The organism is Pseudomonas sp. L7 (genome assembly GCF_046605565.1).
In the GTDB taxonomy this organism is placed as follows: Bacteria; Pseudomonadota; Gammaproteobacteria; order Pseudomonadales; family Pseudomonadaceae; genus Aquipseudomonas; species Aquipseudomonas wayambapalatensis.
The window spans coordinates 3,105,923-3,125,909 of sequence record NZ_CP176784.1 but is presented as its reverse complement, the minus strand read 5'-3'; the positions used below and the strand labels follow the sequence as shown (position 1 = coordinate 3,125,909).

At 58.0% G+C, this 19,987-nt stretch carries 17 protein-coding genes; 15 read left to right on the top strand and 2 right to left on the bottom strand.

Annotated features, from left to right (window positions below):
- Positions 1-75 precede the first annotated feature (75 nt).
- From ACK3BK_RS14070 to ACK3BK_RS14015, 12 genes are all read left to right on the top strand, one after another.
- Entirely contained in the window at positions 76-1,482 is a 1,407-nt protein-coding gene (locus ACK3BK_RS14070) for a YadA family autotransporter adhesin (RefSeq protein ID WP_411382656.1), read from the top strand.
- A 77-nt stretch (positions 1,483-1,559) separates the two neighbouring features.
- A complete protein-coding gene (gene cprA / locus ACK3BK_RS14065) occupies positions 1,560-2,711 on the top strand; it encodes a cationic peptide resistance protein CprA (RefSeq protein ID WP_411382655.1) in 1,152 nt (383 codons plus the stop codon).
- A gap of 139 nt (positions 2,712-2,850) precedes the next feature.
- Positions 2,851-3,543 (top strand): response regulator transcription factor, encoded by a 693-nt coding sequence (locus ACK3BK_RS14060; protein ID WP_186720482.1) that lies wholly within the window; start codon positions 2,851-2,853, stop codon positions 3,541-3,543.
- Between the two features lie 32 nt (positions 3,544-3,575).
- Positions 3,576-5,900 (top strand): ATP-binding protein, encoded by a 2,325-nt coding sequence (locus ACK3BK_RS14055; protein WP_411382654.1) that lies wholly within the window; start codon positions 3,576-3,578, stop codon positions 5,898-5,900.
- A gap of 118 nt (positions 5,901-6,018) precedes the next feature.
- Positions 6,019-6,252, top strand: a complete 234-nt coding sequence (locus tag ACK3BK_RS14050; RefSeq protein ID WP_156343784.1) for a hypothetical protein — start codon at positions 6,019-6,021, stop codon at positions 6,250-6,252.
- A 27-nt stretch (positions 6,253-6,279) separates the two neighbouring features.
- Positions 6,280-7,470 (top strand): aspartyl protease family protein, encoded by a 1,191-nt coding sequence (locus ACK3BK_RS14045; RefSeq protein WP_186720478.1) that lies wholly within the window; start codon positions 6,280-6,282, stop codon positions 7,468-7,470.
- A gap of 215 nt (positions 7,471-7,685) precedes the next feature.
- The gene (gene dsdC / locus ACK3BK_RS14040; protein WP_238343339.1) at positions 7,686-8,645 is read left to right on the top strand and encodes a DNA-binding transcriptional regulator DsdC; all 960 of its coding nucleotides are present in this window, start codon (positions 7,686-7,688) and stop codon (positions 8,643-8,645) included.
- Between the two features lie 49 nt (positions 8,646-8,694).
- The gene (locus ACK3BK_RS14035; protein WP_186720477.1) at positions 8,695-9,183 is read left to right on the top strand and encodes an OmpA family protein; all 489 of its coding nucleotides are present in this window, start codon (positions 8,695-8,697) and stop codon (positions 9,181-9,183) included.
- A 53-nt stretch (positions 9,184-9,236) separates the two neighbouring features.
- Complete coding sequence (locus tag ACK3BK_RS14030) at positions 9,237-9,638, top strand: peptidoglycan-binding domain-containing protein (RefSeq protein ID WP_186720476.1); 402 nt, start codon at positions 9,237-9,239, stop codon at positions 9,636-9,638.
- The gene (locus ACK3BK_RS14025) at positions 9,635-11,338 is read left to right on the top strand and encodes a peptidoglycan D,D-transpeptidase FtsI family protein (RefSeq protein ID WP_186720475.1); all 1,704 of its coding nucleotides are present in this window, start codon (positions 9,635-9,637) and stop codon (positions 11,336-11,338) included. Before ACK3BK_RS14030 ends, ACK3BK_RS14025 begins: the two co-directional genes overlap by 4 nt.
- 33 nt (positions 11,339-11,371) lie before the next feature.
- Positions 11,372-12,325: a retropepsin-like aspartic protease gene (locus ACK3BK_RS14020; protein ID WP_411382653.1), complete on the top strand. Its 954-nt coding sequence runs from the start codon at positions 11,372-11,374 to the stop codon at positions 12,323-12,325.
- Between the two features lie 185 nt (positions 12,326-12,510).
- Positions 12,511-13,194, top strand: coding sequence for a hypothetical protein (locus ACK3BK_RS14015; RefSeq protein WP_411382652.1), 684 nt, complete (start codon positions 12,511-12,513; stop codon positions 13,192-13,194).
- 55 nt (positions 13,195-13,249) lie between these two features.
- Here the strand turns inward: ACK3BK_RS14015 and ACK3BK_RS14010 are convergent, their stop codons facing one another.
- Both ACK3BK_RS14010 and ACK3BK_RS14005 read right to left on the bottom strand, forming a co-directional pair.
- Positions 13,250-14,038, bottom strand: coding sequence for an OmpA family protein (locus ACK3BK_RS14010; protein WP_411382651.1), 789 nt, complete (start codon positions 14,036-14,038; stop codon positions 13,250-13,252).
- A 39-nt stretch (positions 14,039-14,077) separates the two neighbouring features.
- Positions 14,078-14,461 carry a DUF4398 domain-containing protein gene (locus ACK3BK_RS14005; RefSeq protein WP_411382650.1) on the bottom strand — a complete coding sequence of 128 codons (384 nt, stop codon included), beginning with the start codon at positions 14,459-14,461 and terminating at the stop codon, positions 14,078-14,080.
- 284 nt (positions 14,462-14,745) lie between these two features.
- Between ACK3BK_RS14005 and ACK3BK_RS14000 the strand changes: the two genes are divergently transcribed.
- The 3 genes from ACK3BK_RS14000 to ACK3BK_RS13990 all read left to right on the top strand — a co-directional run bounded on the left by ACK3BK_RS14000 (position 14,746) and on the right by ACK3BK_RS13990 (position 19,933).
- Positions 14,746-15,939, top strand: a complete 1,194-nt coding sequence (locus tag ACK3BK_RS14000) for a D-alanyl-D-alanine carboxypeptidase family protein (RefSeq protein WP_411382649.1) — start codon at positions 14,746-14,748, stop codon at positions 15,937-15,939.
- 246 nt (positions 15,940-16,185) lie between these two features.
- The gene (locus tag ACK3BK_RS13995; RefSeq protein WP_411382648.1) at positions 16,186-16,842 is read left to right on the top strand and encodes a glycosyltransferase family 25 protein; all 657 of its coding nucleotides are present in this window, start codon (positions 16,186-16,188) and stop codon (positions 16,840-16,842) included.
- A gap of 166 nt (positions 16,843-17,008) precedes the next feature.
- The gene (locus ACK3BK_RS13990) at positions 17,009-19,933 is read left to right on the top strand and encodes a S8 family serine peptidase (RefSeq protein ID WP_411382647.1); all 2,925 of its coding nucleotides are present in this window, start codon (positions 17,009-17,011) and stop codon (positions 19,931-19,933) included.
- Positions 19,934-19,987: the final 54 nt, after the last annotated feature.

Below are 19,987 nucleotides of genomic sequence, written 5' to 3'. Positions count from 1 at the left end.
GACTCGCTGGGTGGTGGTGCAAAGATTCCTTCGGTCAAGACGCAGGACGCTCGCAGTGCTCCGGTCTTTACTACCGTGGATGTCGATGCAAACGGTAATGCCCAAGCTTCAGTCTCGACCAGCAATAACGTAGCCGATGCACTGGTTGCCGTCGGCGAAAGCGTCAAGAACACTGCCAACGCTGCCGTCAAATACGACGATGCCAGTAACAAGGCTCAACTGACCCTCAATCCAGGTGGTCAGGCCGCGCGCCTGACCAACGTCCAAGCCGGTGCACTGACTGCCAGCAGCACCGATGCAGTCAACGGCAGCCAGTTGTCGTCTTCGAACGAGCGTATCGGTCAGCTCGGCACCCAGGTTGGCGAACTGGCCACACGTACCGGCAATGACATCGCTGCAGCCAAGGCCTACACCGATGCCAATGTTGTCACGGTGCGTCAGTCCATTGAGGCGGTCCAGGACGTTGCGACCCAGACCGCGCAAGCAGCTGTCAAATATGACGACGCCAGTAACAAGGCGCAGCTGACCCTCAATCCTGGTGGTCAGGCCGCGCGCCTGTCCAACGTCCAGGCCGGCGCACTGACTGCCAGCAGTACTGATGCAGTCAACGGCAGCCAGTTGTCGTCCTCGAACGAGCGTATCGGTCAGCTTGGCACCCAGCTTGGCGAACTGGCTACACGTACTGGTAATGACATTGCTGCGGCCAAGGCCTACACCGATGCCAACGTCGTCACGGTGCGCCAATCCATCGAGGCGGTGCAGGGCGTTGCGACCCAGACCGCGCAATCGGTGAGCAAAGTCAGCGCTGAGGTGGCCAACCTGCAGAAAGGCGTGGGCGGCGCTTTCCAGACCAGCGCCCGCAGCAACCTGCGTCAGCCCCAGGCTTCGGGTAAAGACGCCATGGCCGGTGGCGGCGCTGCTCAGGCTGCGGGTGACAACAGCGTGGCGATGGGTGCCCGAGCACGTGCCGAAGGCAGTGACACCACTGCGGTGGGGAGTGATGCCAAGGCCACTGCCAGCAACAGCGTTGCCCTGGGCGCCAACTCGGTTGCCGATCGCAGCAACACGGTCTCTGTGGGGCAAGCCGGTGCCGAGCGGCAGATTACCAACGTCGCTGCGGGCAGCCGCGGCACGGATGCCGCCAACATCGCCCAACTGACTCGCGCCACAGCCGCTGCCACCGAGCAGGCGAATGCCTACACCGATCAGCGTTACGCGCAACTGCACCGCGACCTCAAGCAGCAGGACAGCACGCTCAGTGCGGGTATCGCTGGCGCCATGGCCATGGCCAACCTGCCGCGGTCGATGGTCGCCGGCGGCAGCATGACCTCGGTGGCGGTGGGCAACTACCGGGGCGAGTCGGCCCTGGCGGTGGGTGTCTCGTATGTCTCGCCCAGCGGTCGTTGGTCGACGAACTTCAGCGGGTCCACCAACACCCGTAACGACGCTGGTGCTGCAGTGGGCGTCGGTTATCAGTGGTAATTCGTTTCGATCAACGTTGAACCGCGAGGTGGGCGTGTGTAATCGCCTGCCTCGCCGATGGTTAGGAGTGTATGAACATGCAGATCGATGCTATAGCGAAAACGCGGGCTGCCATCAGTGAACGCCTGTTGATCACAGGTGCAACCGGTTTTCTCGGTGGTTCGGTGGCCGCTCAGCTGATCGCATACGGCTACGTCAGCCAATTGTGCTTCCTGGTTCGGGCAAGTAGCCCAGAGCAGGGATTGGAGCGTGTGCGTACCAATCTGAGCTTGCACGGTGTAGGTGAAGTCGGGCGGATGTCGCTCAACGCCAATCAGGTCATTTGTGGAGACCTGCTGGATACCTCCTGGCTCGAGCCTGAGTCAGCAAGGTTGATGACGATCGATCGGGTCATCAACTGCGCGGCCGTGGCATCTTTTTCGAAAAATCCGAACATCTGGCCGGTGAACGTGGAAGGCACCTTTGCCTTTGCCAAGGCGATGAGTCGCATGCCGCGCCTGAAGCGCTTCGTGCATGTCGGAACGGCAATGAGCTGCGGCCCTGATCGCGATTCGCTGGTCAGTGAATCCTGGCGCTTTCCGCAGGCCGACGCACAACTGGTGCCCTATACCGCTTCGAAGGCCGAAATCGAGCGACGCATGCGTCAGGAACTGCCTGATCTACCCCTGGTCGTGGCCAGGCCTTCGATCGTGGTCGGACACCGCACCCTGGGTTGCCAGCCGTCGGGCAGCATCTTCTGGATGTTCCGCATGGGGCTGGCCCTGGAAAGCTTCACCTGTGATCTGGAAGAGAAGATCGATGTGATACCGGTCGACTATTGCGCCGATGCGCTGATCAATCTTGCGCTCAAACGCCATCTGCGGCATGACCTCTATCATATCTCCGCAGGCCGAGAAGCTGCCTGTACGTTTTCCGATATCGACCAGGCCTTTGCTGCTGCCTGCGCGACGCAGCCGGTGGGCGAGCGTTATCAGAAAGTGGGTGTCGAGGATCTGCCGGTGCTGGCGGCCGACTTCGAGTCTCGCATCGGTCCAGGCAACCCACGTCTGATCATGCGCGCTTTGCGCCTGTACAGTGGTTTCGCCAATCTAAACTACGTATTCGACAACAGCCGTTTGCTGGATGAAGGCATTACGCCGCCGCCGCGTTTTACCGACTATCTTGAAGCCTGTGTTCGAACGTCCAGAGGCGTCGCGATCACGCAACAGATGCAGTGGGACTTCAAGTGAAGAGCTGCGCGGTGTTGGCGTATGGCTATTATTTCAGCCAGGATAGGCAGGCGATGGCTGAACGCTTGCCGTGCGTTCGTTCAGGCGTGAGGCCCTCGCATCGGAATGCAAAAAGGTGCTGATCATAGATGGAGCTGACATGAGCGCTTCTTCCGCCATCATACGTGTTGCCGTGCTCGATGATCATGCTGTGGTGCGCTGTGGGGTTGTCGCGCGCATCGGCGAGGAGCCGGATATCCAGGTCGTGGGCAGCTACGCCTCCAGCCTGGAGATGATTACCGGCTTGCGCACTGCGCCTGCGGATGTGTTGCTGGTCGATTACACCCTGAGCCCGAACGAGCTCGATGGCGTTTCGCTGATCCGCGCCCTGATGTCCAGGTTTCCCGCCAGTGCGGTACTGATCTTTTCTTCGCACTATGAGCCTGCGATCGTAAGCCTGGCCATGCGTGTGGGCGCCTGCGGGTTTGTCGGCAAAACCCAGGACATGGCTCATATGATCAGCGGCATCCGCACCGTGGCCAGAGGCAAGACCTACATTGACCCGGACATGGCCTACCGTTTGGTGGAGGTCAGCGTCAATTCGGCCCTCCAGCGAGCACCGACGCCCTCGGTGGAATGCAACGCGGTGCGAGTCGAGGGGGTGCGGCTGTCAGCCAAGGAAAGCGAGGTCATTCGTTGTTTTCTTGCAGGCCTTACGGTCAGTGAGATCGCCCGCAAGTTCCAACGCAGTGAAAAGACCATCAGCACCCAGAAGTGGTCGGCCTTCCGCAAGCTGGGGGTGACCTCGGATGCCGAGCTGTTCAACCTCAAGCATCAGTCGGGTGCCTTTTGAGGTGTCTGGCGCTGCTCAGCTTGGTGACTCTGGTGAGCTTGGCACCGCCAGTGGCCGCGCAGAAATTCAGGCTGAGTGAAGAGGAGCGGGCCTGGATTCAGGCCAACCCTGTAGTCCGGGTCGCAGCCGACCGCCACTGGATGCCGATCGAGTACATGGAAGACGGTGAAATCAAGGGGCTGGCCGGAGAGTTGCTCGCCTTCATCGAACAGAGCACGGGGCTGCGCTTCCTCCCGGTGCCTAGTGGTGACTGGTCCTCGGTGGCCGGCCTGCTCGAGCGGCGTGAGGTGGATATGGTGTCGTCGCTTGTGCGCGATTTTGCCCAGCCGGCGTTTGCCGCACTGGTCAGCGAAACCCGTACGTACTACATCGGCAATACTTTCATTGTCGCGCTCGAAGACAATTCGATGGTCTTCGATGTCAAGCAACTGGAAGGTCGAGTGGTCGCGGTCAAGGGCGGTGGAGAATACGAGGCAAGGGTCCGCGCGCTGTACCCCGGAATAATCATACTGGCGACCCGCACCCCCGAAGACTCCCTGATTGCAGTAATAGAAGGGCGGGCCGATGCGGCCATGGGCGTGGGGCAGACGCTGCTGCCTTACCTGCGCAGGAAGTACGGTGGATTGCTGCAGGTCTCAGGAGGCATCGCCAGCCTTCCGATAGAGCTGACGATGGGTGTGCGGCGCGACCTGGTGATTCTGCACGGGATCATCGACAAGGCGCTCGCTTCAGTCAGCGCCGAGCGCGCCTATGAAATGGAGGAGCGAAGCTTCGATTACGCCACTTACGGTGCGCCGACGCTCAGGGTGATGTTCAGCTATTACGGGCCGATTCTTGGAGTGCTTGTCGTCAGCCTTCTGCTGATCCTCTTCTTCGCCTTTCATGCCCGTAAGGAACGGCGCGAGGCGATCCGCAGTGAAAGTGAGAAAAAGATGTTCATTGCAGTACTGACGCATGAAATACGTACACCGATGAACGCCATCATTGCGTCCATCGAGTTGCTGGGGCGCGGCGAAGAGCTTTCAGCCGAATCGCGCCGTTTGCTGGACCTGGCCAGAAGCGGGTCGGAAAACCTCCTCTATCTGCTCAATGATGTGCTTGACGTTTCAAAGCTGGAAGCTGGGCGCCTGCAGCTTGACCCTGCGCCGGTGGACGTCATGCGCCTGATCGGTTCGGTGGTCGACTTGTTCGCTGTAAAGGCGCGTGAGCAAGGGCTGACGCTGGAGTTGGTACAGGCATCTGGCATCCAGCAGTGGCTGATGCTGGACAAGGTGCGCATGGAACAGATTCTGCAGAACCTGATCAGTAATGCGATCAAGTTCACGGCGGCGGGGGGCGTGAAGGTGACGGTCGGGCTGAATACCGAGGCTTCATCACCGGGGATGGGCGAGTTGCGGATCCAGGTCATCGATACGGGTATCGGCATCGATTCCCATAGTCTGGAAAAACTGTTCGAGCCCTACACACAAGCCTCGGGTTCCGCCAGCCACCGCTCTGGCGGTACCGGACTGGGTCTGTTGATCTGCCGCCAACTGTGCGAGCTGATGGGCGGGTCGATCGGGCTGTCCAGCGAGCCTGGCAAGGGTACAGTGGCCACGGTGGTGATCCCCTGTGAGCTTCATGAGCCTGCAACGCATCATGCTGCACAAACAGTTCCCGAAGCAGGCGCATTCGAAGTGCGTCAAGTCGAGCAGGCTTTGCAAGTCCTGCTGGTGGAGGACACGCCCGCCAACCAGATCGTGTTGCAAGCACAGCTGGAGGTTCTGGGTTGTCACTCGATGCTTGCACAAACCGGGGGCGATGCGTTGCTGGCACTTGAGCAGAACCGCTTCGACATCGTGCTGCTCGATTGCCAACTGCCGGATATCACGGGCTATGAGGTAGCTCGTCGCTGGCGACAGGCAGAGGTGGTGAACGGCGCGGCGCCAACACCTATCGTCGCAGTGTCGGCGCAGAACGACGCGGCACATACCATCGCCTGTTTCGACGCGGGGATGAATGGCGTGCTGGGCAAGCCGATAAGGCTGGGCAAGCTCAGGGACACGCTTGCGTTATGGGCTGACATGCACGTCGCTGAAGTGTTCGAGGACGCTCTGTCGGTCGGTACTCTGCAGGCAGCAGCCGATTCGCTGCAGATCGACGTGGACGCACTGGAGGCGGCGATCGATGGCCACGACAAGGACGCAGCGCTTTATCGCGCTCATCGATTGCTCGGCGCCTGTGCGGTACTCGGTTACCCCAGGATGATTCTTTGCCTTAAAGATCTTCAGTCTCATGTGCAAGTAGAGCGTTTCGAGCATGCCGGTAACGACGTGATGCACCTTCGCAAGGTGCTGGCGGAAAAGACCGCCCGCTGACACTTTTAAAAACAATACACCGTTCCAACTCATCGCGGATTTGACGCTGGCCATTATTGGCCGGGCGGGTGCGTGCGCGCGCAATTTGATTAACTGAGTGTACGAAAAGAGGTCATTGATGAAGATCACAGTTTCCAAGGGGATGGCGATTGCATTCGTCATATTGTGCAGCGGTTGTAAAACGATGGATCAACGATTGGATGAGTGTCAGGCGTACGGTGTAAGCCGGGACGTCTGTTATCAAGCCGAACGTGATGATATGCGCAGCGAACGTGAACATGCCGGTGAACGGTTTGACCGTGCGGTACGGGATGCAGAGAACGTCAAGAAACGCCGCAAGCATTCAAACTGAACCAGCCATTCGTCGAGGCACCGCAACGTGATCTGGGATAACAAACTCTTTCTTTGCATAAGTGCACTGATCTTCATGCTGCTCTGCACGGAGTGGTTGCACAGCTCGCACCTTGAGGAGGGTGCGCCATCTCAAAGTAAAAGTTACGAGCAGCCATTCGACACTGTGCCGCTGGTGAGCGTGCACATTGCCGGTAAGTATTACAACTTTCTCCTCGACAGTGGTGTCCCGGTGGTGCTCCTTGACAGGCAGTTGGCTCGTCAGGTCACAGTGCCCTTGGACACCCGCACCCTCGTCGACAAGACCGTGTACCAGGATCTCACCAAACTTCAGGGTACGCGTGGTGCGGTGGATCCTTCCCGGTTCGACCTTATCAAGCCCGTCGCTTTGAAACTTGGGCCATTCTCGCTTGTAGGCCAGGATGTCTGGGTGTCTACGGATCTATCTCCGCTGAGTGAGGCGATTGGCGTGCAGGTCAGCGGGATACTGGGTGTGGACACGTTCAGGCAGTTCAGTTGGGATGTGTCCAACGAAAAAAAGGTCATCCAGATTACTCAGCGTCCGCTTGAAGTGAGTGCGTTCGATGAGTGCATTGGTTACTCCGATAAATACGGTTCACAGCCGGAGCTCTTGTTGGCAATGGGTGAGCAGCAGGTGCTCATGCCCATTGATACCGGTGCGTCGAGGAGCTATATCGCCAAAGAGCTTGTCGATCACCTGAGCACGGAGAAGGGGGCTCTGCAGGTGAATCCGGGTATGGACGTTGTCGCCAACGCCAACGGAATCTCAGAGCTGTCGCGTTATGTGGTCAATGCCGTCACCCTTAACAATCAGCCACTGGGCATGATGGAAGTGCACGAAGTGCCTGATCGATATGGCGCGGGCATGGATGTGTTGAGTCGCTTCAGTCGCTATGCCTTCATTCCATCGAAGATGATGTTTTGCTACAGCGGACTCAAGCCAGTAGATCCCTTGCCGCTGGCCTATCGTGACATACGGATAAAAGTGCGAGATGGGCAAATCACGCTCGATTACAACACGGTTGACCAGTTGAGGGAGTCGAGTTTGCTCAATGGAGATGTGATCAAGCAGGTCAACGGTCAAGTGTATGTGCCACGTCAAATAGAGACGGTGAGAAATCTATTGAAGACGACCCCGCCTGGGAAACTCAATTTGCACATTATTCGCAATCATCAGGTTATGCAGGTCGATTTATAACGCTTGGGCGTGCGGGCGTTGGCAGGACAATTGAAACTGCGTTAACAGTCACCTGACCACGGATCATTTGCCGATGTATCGCGTGAGTGTTTACCGTTGCGCGTGTGCAATCCCGTTCCAGGTGACGCAGTGCGGTCCGAGGAGGCAGTAACCACAGGTGCGGCACTGATAAGAACATCGGTGAGTTATAACCAGCGCAGTTCGCGCAACAGTCAATGAGTCGTGAGCGGTTAATGAATTACCTGATTCGAAAAGATCCTGGTTTACCACGAGTACAGGGTGCACACCTGTCCAATCTGCATACCTTTCTGATTGCCGCACGGCACCTGAGTTTTTCCAAGGCTGCCGATGAATTGTTCCTGACCGCAAGCGCTGTAAGCCATCGCATTGCCCGGCTGGAGGAAGGGCTGAAGCTGAAGCTGTTTCACCGGCTGCCCCGCCAGGTAAGCCTGACGGCCGACGGCGAGCGGTTCTACCAGATCATGCAGAACACCATGGATGCGCTCGACCAGGCCATACAGTCACGCGCCGATGAACAGGTGCGTGGGCAACTGAGCCTGTATGTGCGTCCTTCCATCGTGCAGTGCTGGCTGATCCCAAGGCTCGCTGGCTTCGTAGAGCAATATCCTGATGTGCAGTTGGATATCCGCGTGGGTAATGAGCAGGTCGACTATCGCACCCGCAGCGTCGACCTCGTGCTGTGTTATTCCGACGGTGATTACCCCGGGCTTGTGAGCAGCCGAATCATGGCCGAGCGCATCGCGCCGGTCTGCAGCCCCGAATATGCCCGCCGCCATGGCCTTGATGGGCGGATGGACGAACTGCAGCGCTGCACCCTGATCCATGACTGCGCCGCCTGGCACAACTCGTCTTTCGACGCCGAGTGGCAACTGTGGCTCAGGGCGGTAGGCAGCGAGGCCCCGTTGAGCTCGCGGTTCCTGACTTTCGACCGTTCCGACCTGTGCATGCTCGCGGCGATCAATCACGCGGGTGTGGCGATAGGCCGCGAACAGTTGGTCAAGAACGCTTTGTCCCGCGGGGAACTGATAGCGCCCTGGGGCAGTTTCCAGCCGGCCAACGATTACGCCTATTACCTGGTGCATCCACCCTTGGATCCGCTGCCAAGGCGTATGCAAGTGCTGGTCGACTGGTTGAAGCAGCATGCCTTTGCGTGAGTGGCCAGCCGACCCTTTCCTCGAATTCGATTCAGACGGAGGTAGACCTGTGGCTTCAGAAAATATCCTGGCACTTGCGCTGGTCATGGCGGGCCTTTCGGTCATGACGGTGCAATCTGCGTCCAAGCCTTCCGCGCTTCAGGCAGGCGACAAGCCTCGTGCAGCTAGCGATGTGGTGGAAGGGGGAGACCACTATCTGTACTTCGAGTCCGACCAGGCCACCTTGAGCGAGGACGATCTATACGACCTGCAAGCCTTGGGTTGGCAACTGGCGCAAAACCCAGGTCAACGGGTGTGCATCAGAGGCCATGCCGATCAGTTCGAGCAGTACGAGCCCAGCGTGGCGCTATCGCGCGCCAGGGTGCAGATGGTCAGGTATGTCTTGCTCAAGCAGGGGGTGCAGGCTCGGCAGATCGTCACACGGGCGGTCGGTAATCGCTTGCCTATCGAAACCCGGCCAGACGAGCGTCACCAACAGGTAAACAGACGTGTGGGCGTGACGTGGTCCGAACCGGGCAGGGGAGTGGCTTGCCAATGAGGCCGGTTGTCGCAACGGCGTCGGTGTGCGCCGGACTGTTGGCCCTTGTGCTCATGTCTACCTTGGTTGTGTCGCTGCGTCAGGCCGTCATGCCACAGCAGGGCACTGTTGCTCCCGCGCTGAAAGAGCAGGCGCCTGCGTTGAGCGAGGTCTGCGAGAGCCTGGACGAACAAGCCTTTGCCGCGCTTGGCGCACGTATGACACGCGACCTGCAACGGATACTTGCCGAGCAAGGTTACTACCGAGAGCCGCTCGATGGGTGTATTGGCAGTGCAACGCAACAAGCGCTCTACCGCTATCAGCGTGACAACGGTCTGACCGCCACGGGTGCAATCAATGCACCTACCCTGACTCATCTGGGTATCCCGGTACCTGCGTGGTTGTTGCACCACAAGGACGCACCCGCCACGCCGGATAACGCTCAGTCGCCCAGCAGCAGCCCGACATCGCCATGAGACCTGCGCAAGCTTCGAGCCCCTGGCGGTTCCGTGTTGCGGTCGCGTTGGTGGTGGTGCTGTCGGCAGTCTTGTGCGTCAGGCTGTTCCAGTTACAGGTCTCAGGCAGCGCCTTCCTGATCCAGCAGGGCGACTCCAGAAGCCTGCGGCATCTGCAATTGCCGGCGTCCAGAGGCGTGATCACCGATCGCAGGGACCAACCGCTGGCGGTCAGCACGCAAGTGACCACGCTCTGGGCGGACCCGCGGATGCTGCAATCGCAGCGTGCACGCTGGCCGGAACTCGCCAGGCTGTTGGACATGGACCCGGCGAAGCTGAACCGGCAGTTGGACGACAATGCAAAAAAGGCGTTCGTCTACTTGCGCCGACGCCTGCCCCCTGATGAGGCCCAACGACGGCTCGACAGCCTGAGGAACGCGGGCATTCAGGGGGTTGCCGGGCTGGAAGAGTCCCAGCGCTTCTATCCGGCCGGTGCGACAGCCGCGCACATCACCGGCTTCACCGATGACAATGACCAGGGCATCGAAGGTGTCGAGCTGGCATTCGATAGCGCGCTTCAAGGCGTGCCAGGTATCCGCCAGGTGATCAAGGACCGCAAGGGCAATCTCAGTAGCGATCTTGGTACCGTGCGTCCCGCGCGGCCTGGCCAGACGCTGAAGCTGTCGATCGACATGCGTCTGCAGTATTGGGCCTTTCGCGAACTCAAGCGTGGAATCGAACAAGAGGCGGCAACGGCCGGCTCCGCTGTGGTAATGGACATCCGCTCCGGTGAGTTGCTGGCGCTGGTGAGCTTGCCGACCTACAACCCGAACAATCGCGCATCGTTGCCCCGCGAGGCCATGCGCAATCGTGCACTGACCGATGTCTTCGAGCCGGCGTCGTCGGTGAAGCCATTCGCCATGGCGGCAGCGCTCGAAAGTGGTCGCTGGAAGCCTACGGATACCGTGGACGTAGGTGACGGTACGCTCAAGATCGGCCGTTATACCGTGCGCGATGTATCAAGAAGCCAGGGCAGGGTCCTGGGCTTGAGTGATGTCTTGCTGCGCTCCAGCAACGTCGGCATGAGCAAGATCGCCTTCGATATCGGTGGAGAGCGGGTTCATTCCTTGCTGAGCAGGGTCGGCTTTGGCGTCGATACGCAATTGGGTTTTCCGGGTGAGCGGGCAGGAGTCCTGCCTGCGCATCGGGTCTGGAACCCTGCAGAAACCGCCACGCTGTCTTATGGCTATGGCCTGTCGGTCACCGCGGTCCAGCTGGCGAGGGCATACGCAACGCTGGCCAACGAAGGGCAGTTGGTGGAGCCGACGCTTGTGGCCCGGCAGCCATCACAGGGCAGTGAGCAGGTGTTACCTGCCGATGTGGCCAAAGCGATCACCCAGATGCTGACCCGTGTGGTGGAGGCCAATGGTGGCACCTTCCGCGCGCGAGTCCCTGGTTATCAGGTAGCCGGAAAGAGCGGCACCGCCCGGAAGACCGCAGCCGATGCTCGTGGCTATCGAGCCAATGCCTACCAAGGCATCTTCGCCGGATTCGCTCCGGCAAGTGCACCTCGCTTCGTGGTGGTCGTGGTCATCGACGAACCCAGCAAGCGTGGCTATTACGGCGGCCTGGTGGCAGCTCCCGTATTCAGCCGGATCATGGCCGCGGCGCTGCGATTGAACAATGTCCCTGGCGATGGCTTGCGGCCAGCGGTGCAGTAATGAAGCTCAATCATGTACTCAACGGAGGTAACCATGGCGAAGATCGCCCCTGACGGCAGCATCAAGACCATCTTCCTGCTTGCTCTGCTCGCATTCATGGCGACAGGCTGCAACCAGCCCGGCGACGCGCGTGATCGGGTAGATCTTGCGCTCAAGCCTGTGTTGAAGGTCGAGACCCGGAACGGACTGGTCGTGCCAGTGACCATCGGCGGTAAACGTTACAGATTCCTGCTGGCGACGGGTTCGAATTTCACCATCCTCGACCAGCGGCTTGCAGGCGACCTGGTCTTGGATATGGCCCCGAGCGAGATACCGGAAATCTACCGTGAGGGCGTAACGACCATCAGAACCACCCTCGGCGGCGACCGGCTTGGCGTCGCTCATCCCTTGCCATTGCAGATTGGTACGCAGACTGTCATGGGAAGTGATCCGTGGCTGACGTTGGATCTTTCCGCCTATGAGCAGCTCATGGGCGTGCGAATCGATGGTCTTCTGGGGATGGATACTTTCAGGCGTTTCAGCTGGATCGTCGACAACCTCGAGCAGACGCTGCTCATCGCTCAAGGCACGCCATCGCTCTCCGACTACGACCACTGCAGCGGCTACAGCGACAGTCACGGCAACTCCCCGACGCTCTGGTTCAACTACTCAGGACAACCCGTGCCGCTGCAATTGAACACGCTCCTCGAGGAAAACTCGCTGCCTGAGCAAGCGGTTGAGAAGCTCCGGAGCCTGGGTGGGCGGGTGACGGATCTAGCCATCGAAGGCGGGATGACCGTGCCTCTGAATGCCAAACTCTGGGCGGACTTTCGGGTGGACGGTCTAGAGATGGACGACCGGCCCGTGGGGGAGGTGCTCTTCGCCAGCGCCACCGATGACGAACAAGGGGTCGGCATGGACTTCCTGGCGCGGTTCGATCGCTATGCCTTGCTGCCGTCCGACATGCTGTTCTGCTTCAACGCACGCGCTACCGCTCGACGCTTGTAGATACCGATAGAGCAGCCTATCCACGGTGCCTGCTCTGCGCGCATTGCGCCCTGATTATTCACGTTCTTTTCGGGGGCATCCTAAATACAGGATGCCTTGATATTTCAGAAAATCGACGAACCTATATTCGGCGTTCGCGCGTCGCCGTTTATTCATGATGTGCGCGATACCAGGAACTCATAGCTATGTTCAAAACTACGGCCCTCGGAAACTTGGAAGTCGATGGGGTTTTCTGTATCAGTATTCGGGAACGTTCAGATCGTCGGGCGCTCTTCAACAGCGAGTTTGCCTGTAGCCAATTACCTATCGAATTTCTGTTGGTAGAGCGTGACAATGAATGCCCGGAACGAGGCTGTTTTACTTCTCATGCAGCGTGCGCCCAGTTAGCGTTGAGGCGGGGTTACCAGCGAGTGCTTATTCTGGAAGACGATGCAACATTGGTGCCGTTCAAGTTGATTCAAGTGGCACAAATTAACGCGTTCCTGAACCGCCATGAGCCAGAACTTTTTTACTTGGGCGCCAACCTCGGCAAGGTCTGGCTTACCTGGTGTCGGGGAATCGCACGGGTCCGCGCCAAGGGGACGCATGCGTATATCTTGTCCCGCGCGGGCTGTGAGCGCCTGGTGAGTCATGCACCTTATGCGGGGGAAGCGATTGACCGGGTTTTCTCGAAGCGATTCAAGGCGTTCATGGCGTTTCCGATGTTAAGTCAGCAGCAGTCGGAAAATCTGGCCCCCAGCGACATCGTTACCTCCCGCTCACTGGATGGCACCTATCCCGACGAAATCTTTTGGAAAGCCAACTGGCGAAAGCAGTACTTCCAGGTGCTGAAGAATATCGGCAAGACGCTGCTTCATCGGGATATGTAGGCCAATGGCCCAGGCGCTGTCGACGACAGCGCCTGGGCCATTGGCGGGCGGGCTTTCAGAAGTTCGCAGGTGAAAGGCGGCGATCCGTGACTGGCTGGTCGTCATTGGAAATGGTGACTTCCACGCGACGGTTCTGCGCACGGCCAGTGCTATCGGCGTTTTCCGCAACCGGGAAATCCTCACCGTAACCCCTGACCACAATGCGCCGCGGGTCGACCCCAGCGCGCACCAAGGCGGCCTGGACGCTGGTGGCCCGGCGATCGGAGAGCTTCAGGTTGTAAGGCGCCGGGCCTTTGCTGTCGGTAAAACCTTCAACGATCACCTTGCGCTCGGGATTTTCATTCAGGTACTGCGCAAGACGCCCAATGTTGGCGTGGGCACTGGTCCTGAGCGAAGCCTTGTCGAAGTCGAACAGCACATCACCGAAGGTGACCACGGTGCCGCGTGGTGTCTGCTTGGCATTGAGACTTTCGCGCAGCTTTCGAATCTGCGCTTCGCGGGCTTCGAGTTTGGCCTGTGCCCGCAGGGCGCTGGCGTTCCTCAGGTCTGCTTCGGCAACACGCAGTGTCACCGTCTGCCTTGCAACCTCCACCCGCTGGTTGCCCAGGTAGGCCAGGTGACTGACTTTCTGTTCGTCTTCTCCATCGAGGTAGGCCAGGTCAGCCTGGTCCAGAGCCTGCTCGGCCTCTTTGGTCTCGACGGCGGCGACCTGGCTTGCCTGTGGATCGCTCTGCAGCGTGGCGAGGTTCACGCGTGCCTGCTCCAATTGAGCGTTTGGCGCGTGCGAGCAGCCAGCGATAGCGCCCAGTGTCAGCAGGGCGGGGATCAAGAGGGTCTTTTGCATGAATGCATTTCCTTTCAAACACAATGGGTAGGGCGCTGTTTACCGGGCGCTGCGCATGGCCTCGCCGAGGACGTCCTGGGCTCCGCGCTGGGCGTCGCTTGCCGCCTTCACAGCCTTGGCGGCCTGGGCTTTGCGCTCTGCAACCCTGGCGTCCCATTCCGCTTGCTCGGCAAGCCTGCGGGCCTCGCTGTTGTCAGCACCGTGCATGGCGACTGCGGCCTGCTTGAGCTTGTCCTGGGCCGCGCGCATCTCGATGGCGGCGAACTCGGTACCCCCAGCGCCGACGGCGGCGTCCACCTGGGACTGGGCTACAGCGTACTGGGCGCTCGGTGAGTCGCTGGCGCAACCTGTGAGCAGGGCGCAACACCCCAATGCCAATATCAATGTGCGCTGCCTGCCGAAAAGTACATAGGGCTTTATCATGGCGAATTATTCCTTTACGAGAGTTCAATGTGTGCAGAGGAATCATGCGTGCCGTAAGTTGTAGTTGTTCGGGATTGCTGAAGTTCATCTTGCGCAAAAACTATAAGTACTGCGCGTTAGCGGGTAAATACGTGATATTTGCTCATGTTTGGCGTGATGGTGGTTAAGGCGTTATCGGATGCGCAGGCATCACGCTATCGATGATGAGCGATCATTTGGCAAATTACTGTCGTTTAGGTTTTTATCGGGTGCATCCATGCCCTGTTCGATAATCTGGAGACCTGATGAAGTCTTGCGTGACACCCACGGCGCGTTTTCGCAACCACCTGACTATTGCCGTCTGTAGCGCCACGCTGTTGATCTTGAGTCAGGCGGTACTTGCCGGCGGCGCTAATGTATCTGCAAAGGCTTATGTGTTGATTGACCCCGATACGAAACAAGTTCTCGCGCAAAAAGACGGGAATCGGCGATTCGAACCCGCCTCCACCACCAAATTGATGACGGCGTTGTTGGTGTTCAAGGCGTTGCGTGCCCAGCACATCGACCTGCAGCAAAAGGTGTCCATCAGTGGTTCTGCCTGGAAAAAATCGGGCACGACCATGTACCTTCACGCCGGCATGGAGGTCACCGTGGACGATCTGATCAAAGGCCTTCTGGTGCAATCAGGCAACGACGCGGCCTATGTATTGGCTGAGGTGGTGGGAGGTACGGTCGATCAGTTCGTGATCATGATGAATGCCGAGGCGCAACGCCTGGGTATGCTCGATACCCATTTCATGAACCCTGCTGGCCTGCCTGAAGAGGGCCACCTCAGCAGCGCCGTCGACCTGGGTGCCTTGGCGCTGAGGTTGGTGAACGGATTTCCTGACTACGCGCACTATTTCGCGATCAAGGAATATCACTATCCCGGAACGCCGACGGCCAATCGCAGGAATCGCAATTCATTGCTGTTCAGCGATCCGACCGTGACGGGCATGAAGACAGGCTACACAGCGGCAGCAGGCTACTGTCTGGTGGCGACTGCACAGCGGCGAGTCGATGCCACGCATGAGCGCGGCATGCTGCTGGTGCTGCTGGGCGCCGAGAATGAAAAGCGCAGGGCCGAAGAGGCGGCGGGCCTGATCAGTTGGGGCTACCGTGCCTTCGAGCAGGTTCAGGTAGACCAAGCCTTGGCATCTTTAGATTCCATCAAGGTCTGGAAGGGTATGACCAGTCGCGTGGAAATTGGGTTTCAGGCCCCGGTCACGCTATCAGTGCCTGCGGGGCAGCAGGCGGGCCTGACGGGCGAGGTCGAGTATTTCGAGCCGATTATCGCGCCGGTCGAGAAGGGCCAGCAGGTAGGTGTGGTGCGTTGGAGCCTGGCGGGTAGTTTGATCAAGGCCGAGCCGATCATCGCGCAGCATGCCGTACCTGAGGGCGGATGGCTGAGCCGGGCATGGGGGAGTCTGTGCCTTTGGTTGAGCGGCTTGTTGGAGTGAGGCTCGTGGAGTGTTGTTAATGCCGGGGACATGTGCGCGACGGGTCACCGAAGGCGAGGCGTGATCTGCCCCAATGCTGTCAGGCAACTCGTTGGTGTTTCGCAACTAATACTCATGTTTTCGACCTGGCAGCCTCGACTGTACGGACGGCGCTAGCTTCAGCGAGGGCAGATATAAGAATCCTCCTATATATTGGAGGGTGGATGCAGCTCCAATATTTCCAGCCAGTTGAGTCGGGTGGTTGGAATGCAGAGTAAAATTAAATTTGATGTTGACGCTGTTTATTGCATTTCGCTCGATGTGCGAAGCGACAGGCGAGCGTTATTCAGGCGCGAGATCGGTGAGCGACTCGGCCAGCGAGTGATCTTCCACATCGCGCAAAAGGACAGCAACCCACAGCGCGGCTGCTATCTGTCTCATCAGAGACTTGCCCAACAAGCGCTCGATGAAGGTCTGGGCAGGATTCTCATCTTTGAGGATGACGCGAAACCCTACGACGTCAAGGTGGGTCGTGTCGCGTGGATAAATCGTTTCATGCGCACGCGACACTTCGAATCCTTGCACCTGGGTTACAGCATGGGGCGAACGTGGCTGACGTGGTGCCCCTTCATTGCGAGAGGGCGCGTAGTCGCTCTTCATGCCTATGTGCTTTCGCGAGCGGGCTGTGAGATTTTGGCAAAAACTCCCTATGACGGTATCCCAGTGGACGTGATGTTCAAAAAGCGGATTCGGCAACACTGCGTATTTCCGATGATGTTCCGACAGCATTCCGCTAGCGAGGCGAGCAGTGATATCGAGGGGGTGATCAAAAACGAAGATGAATGGTGGGAAAACAATTGGCGAAAGCACTGGCGTTCGCCCATAAAAAACTTCTGGCGCACACTATTGCGGCTTGACTTTTAAGTCGGGTGACGTTGTGTGGATGTCGACAAGCAGCGGTATTTCGGAAATCTCGCTGGCACCGTATTCAGCTTGGCAGGGTCAAGACTATCTAGCCAGGCGTGGGCGTTTTCGGAAGTCATGCTGGCGCCTACTCTTGACTTGATTTCCTATTGAATGAGAACGTACAGTGAAGCCGTCCTTGAACAAATGCACTCTCGACGCAAAATCATTAACACAGCTCGCCCTGGCACCCCTGCTGGCCGCATTATCGAGTCACGCAAATGCAGCGAATAACTCTAGTGGGTGGGAGCAGGATTATGTTGACGTACCTGCTGCTCGCGAACTAAAACTGTTCGGTCGCGGAGTCGACGTGGGTGTCATTGATCGCGGGTTTCTTCCGCAGCACCCTGCTTTTTTCGGGCTGGATATTCGACCACTGATCAACCGTACAATCATCAATGACATGGCGTTTGACTCGGATCTCTCAATTCCGAAGTTCGGTACAGACAAGAAAACCGGACTACCCACGATTGAAAGTCATGGGGCGAGTGTTAGTGGAATTATCGCATCGCGCACAGAAAGCCTTGGTGAGTTCACATTTGTAGGTGGCGTTGCGCCTGAGTCTCGACTATTTCAAACAGAGGTGGGAGAAGTGGATGAAGACGAGGATGAGGATGAGTCGGATGACAATGCAGTAGAACTCCCATCCTCCTTGCTGACGCCCGGAAAAGAGGAATACTTTTACGGCGCACTGTCCACGCTTCAGCAGAAAGCACCCTCGGTTAGAATAATCAGCAATAGTTATAATGATGACCCTATTGGCGAGACGCCCGAATCGGTCGATCTGGCGTACTCAAGAATTGACCCCGCCGCTAAGCACCCCTTCATTGACGAACTCGTAAGTGGCGTGAAAAGTGGGCGCTTATTCACATTCGCTGCAGGTAACGAAAGTAACGTTCAACCTGGGTTGCTCGCGACATTGCCTCGATATAGGCCAGAGCTGGAGAGTGGCTTTCTGAGCGTGGTTGCAGTTGGGGCAGACGGAAGGTTGACGGACTATTCAAATGAGTGCGGTGTTTCAAGAGACTGGTGCTTGGCGGCTCCAGGCGACCTGTATGTGGTGGACGCGAGCGTGAACGAAGATGGTAATATCGAGTATGTTTATAAGGAGAGTGGTGGAACCTCTTTTTCAACCCCGCTAGTGAGTTCAAGCGCAGCATTGATTGCTGAGCGGTTTCCTTATCTGAGTATTGCGCAGGTAAGAATGACGTTGCTGACGACGGCCTCGGATCTTGGCAATCCTGGTGTGGATACCGAATTCGGTTGGGGGCTTTTAAACCTAGGAAAAGCAATCAAAGGGCCCGCGATGCTCTTTGGCGATCAAACCTTGACGATGAACCCAACCGCGCTTCGCTGGAGTGGTCGTGACGTCTGGAATAACGATATAACGTCTGGTGGCACACTTACCAAAAGCGGTGCAGGTACTTTGACCCTTGCAGGCAACAACCGTTTTTCGGGTGTTACCGTAGACCAGGGCGAGTTGGCGCTTGACGGTACCAACCAGTTCTCTACAACTAGTCATGTTCGCAGTGGGCGGCTGGTCGTGAATGGCGCGTTGACGGGCCCAGGACTGACGGTCGCTGAAAGTGGTGAATTGCGCGGCAGGGGCCAGGTGAATGCACCTACCAGATTGGAGGGTACGCTCGTAGTCGACCGGGAGGTCAGCGCACTATCCTTCACTCGCTCGCTGGAACTGTCGACTACCAGTACCCTCAAGACCACAGACAGCCAACATGCGGCAATCCGCCTTGAAGGGCCAGCGGCATTCGCTAATCTCGGCGGTCGAATTCAGCTCACCGCTGGACCTACCCATAGCGTTGGAACCGTACAACCGCTCATCGTTGCGAGCCAAGGAGCAGGTTACGGCGGTGGCTTCGATAGCTTGCAACAAGCCCCGGGACTCGCCGAGCGAGGCATGCGATATGACCTGAGATTCCGCCAGCACTCTGTCGATTTGATCTTGGCATCGACAGAGCTGCCCGGCCAAAAAGACTTGAGAGGAAATACGGCGAGAACTGCAAGTGCGCTAAACGCGTTGCGAGATCGACCTATCGCACTGCGTGCGGGGGCTTATAACGAATGGCTTCAAAGCAATTTATCGAGAGGCTATCTCGACGATCTGCCTCGCAACGCGGGTGGTCAGGTCTATGCCGACAGTTTAGCGTACTTGAGTCGGCAACCTATCGCCGTAAACAATGCTATGTCTTCCGAACTTTCCAATGTCTCTCCTGGCCAGACGACTCGATTGTGGATGCAAGGCCTCACCTCTGGACAGCGCAATGAGGGCGGCTCGAGTGCCAGTAACAGCAGAGAGCGAAGCGACGGCATAGCAATTGGCATCATCCAAAAAATCGATGAGCAAAATCAAGGTGGGGCTACGCTAGCCCAGACTAAAGGGCGCGTGAGCAGCGCCGGTGGAAAAGTTGAATTTGATATCACTCAGCTTTCTGTTGGTTTCATTCATGCTTTCGACAGCCTGCAGCAAGGCCCCTACCTGAGCGGTATCCTCGGGGCCGGTTATTTTGATGCTAAGAGTAAAAGGGATCTGACCGGGTTCACGAGTGCAAAAGGGGACAGCAATGGCCAGCTCTATCATGCGAGCATCAACGTTGGGTACCAGCAGCGGTATGCAGACTGGCGTATCGAGCCCAGGATCGGGTTGGTGGCAACACATACACAATGGAGCGATAGGCGAGAAAAGAACAGCGAGCTGGCGCTGGGCGTGAATAAAGCGAGTAAGGACGCTACCTTCGCTACTGTTGAACTGAGTATTGGGCGCGGCATACCGATGGGTAGTTGGTCAGTCGAGCCTGAGCTTAACCTTGGCTACCATCGTTCTTTGAGTTCACGAGGGGCAAGCAGCACCGCTACCCTTGAAGGCATTGAGGTGAAACAGAACTCGGCCGAACAGTCTCGCGATCTTTTAAGTGCAGGCTTGGCCGTGCGTGCGCGTCACGGAAGTGTACAGGCGAGTTTGGCGCTCAAAGAAACCCTCGGAGAAAAGATCGGAAACAGTGCTGGCGCTACGCTTAAATTAAGTTACGAGTTCTGACGGAAGATATATCGTTCTTGACGTGCTCTTCAACTGCTCGCGCGGCTTTTGGAG

What these genes read in the sequence shown, in the direction of transcription:
- cprA (WP_411382655.1), top strand. Translation starts at nt 1,560, where the DNA reads ATGCAGATCGATGCTATAGCGAAAACGCGGGCTGCCATCAGTGAACGC.
- ACK3BK_RS14060 (WP_186720482.1), top strand. Translation starts at nt 2,851, where the DNA reads ATGAGCGCTTCTTCCGCCATCATACGTGTTGCCGTGCTCGATGATCAT.
- ACK3BK_RS14050 (WP_156343784.1), top strand. Translation starts at nt 6,019, where the DNA reads ATGAAGATCACAGTTTCCAAGGGGATGGCGATTGCATTCGTCATATTG.
- dsdC (WP_238343339.1), top strand. Translation starts at nt 7,686, where the DNA reads ATGAGTCGTGAGCGGTTAATGAATTACCTGATTCGAAAAGATCCTGGT.
- ACK3BK_RS14030 (WP_186720476.1), top strand. Translation starts at nt 9,237, where the DNA reads ATGTCTACCTTGGTTGTGTCGCTGCGTCAGGCCGTCATGCCACAGCAG.
- ACK3BK_RS14025 (WP_186720475.1), top strand. Translation starts at nt 9,635, where the DNA reads ATGAGACCTGCGCAAGCTTCGAGCCCCTGGCGGTTCCGTGTTGCGGTC.
- ACK3BK_RS14020 (WP_411382653.1), top strand. Translation starts at nt 11,372, where the DNA reads ATGGCGAAGATCGCCCCTGACGGCAGCATCAAGACCATCTTCCTGCTT.
- ACK3BK_RS14015 (WP_411382652.1), top strand. Translation starts at nt 12,511, where the DNA reads ATGTTCAAAACTACGGCCCTCGGAAACTTGGAAGTCGATGGGGTTTTC.
- ACK3BK_RS14010 (WP_411382651.1), bottom strand. Translation starts at nt 14,038, where the DNA reads ATGCAAAAGACCCTCTTGATCCCCGCCCTGCTGACACTGGGCGCTATC.
- ACK3BK_RS14005 (WP_411382650.1), bottom strand. Translation starts at nt 14,461, where the DNA reads ATGATAAAGCCCTATGTACTTTTCGGCAGGCAGCGCACATTGATATTG.
- ACK3BK_RS14000 (WP_411382649.1), top strand. Translation starts at nt 14,746, where the DNA reads ATGAAGTCTTGCGTGACACCCACGGCGCGTTTTCGCAACCACCTGACT.
- ACK3BK_RS13995 (WP_411382648.1), top strand. Translation starts at nt 16,186, where the DNA reads ATGCAGAGTAAAATTAAATTTGATGTTGACGCTGTTTATTGCATTTCG.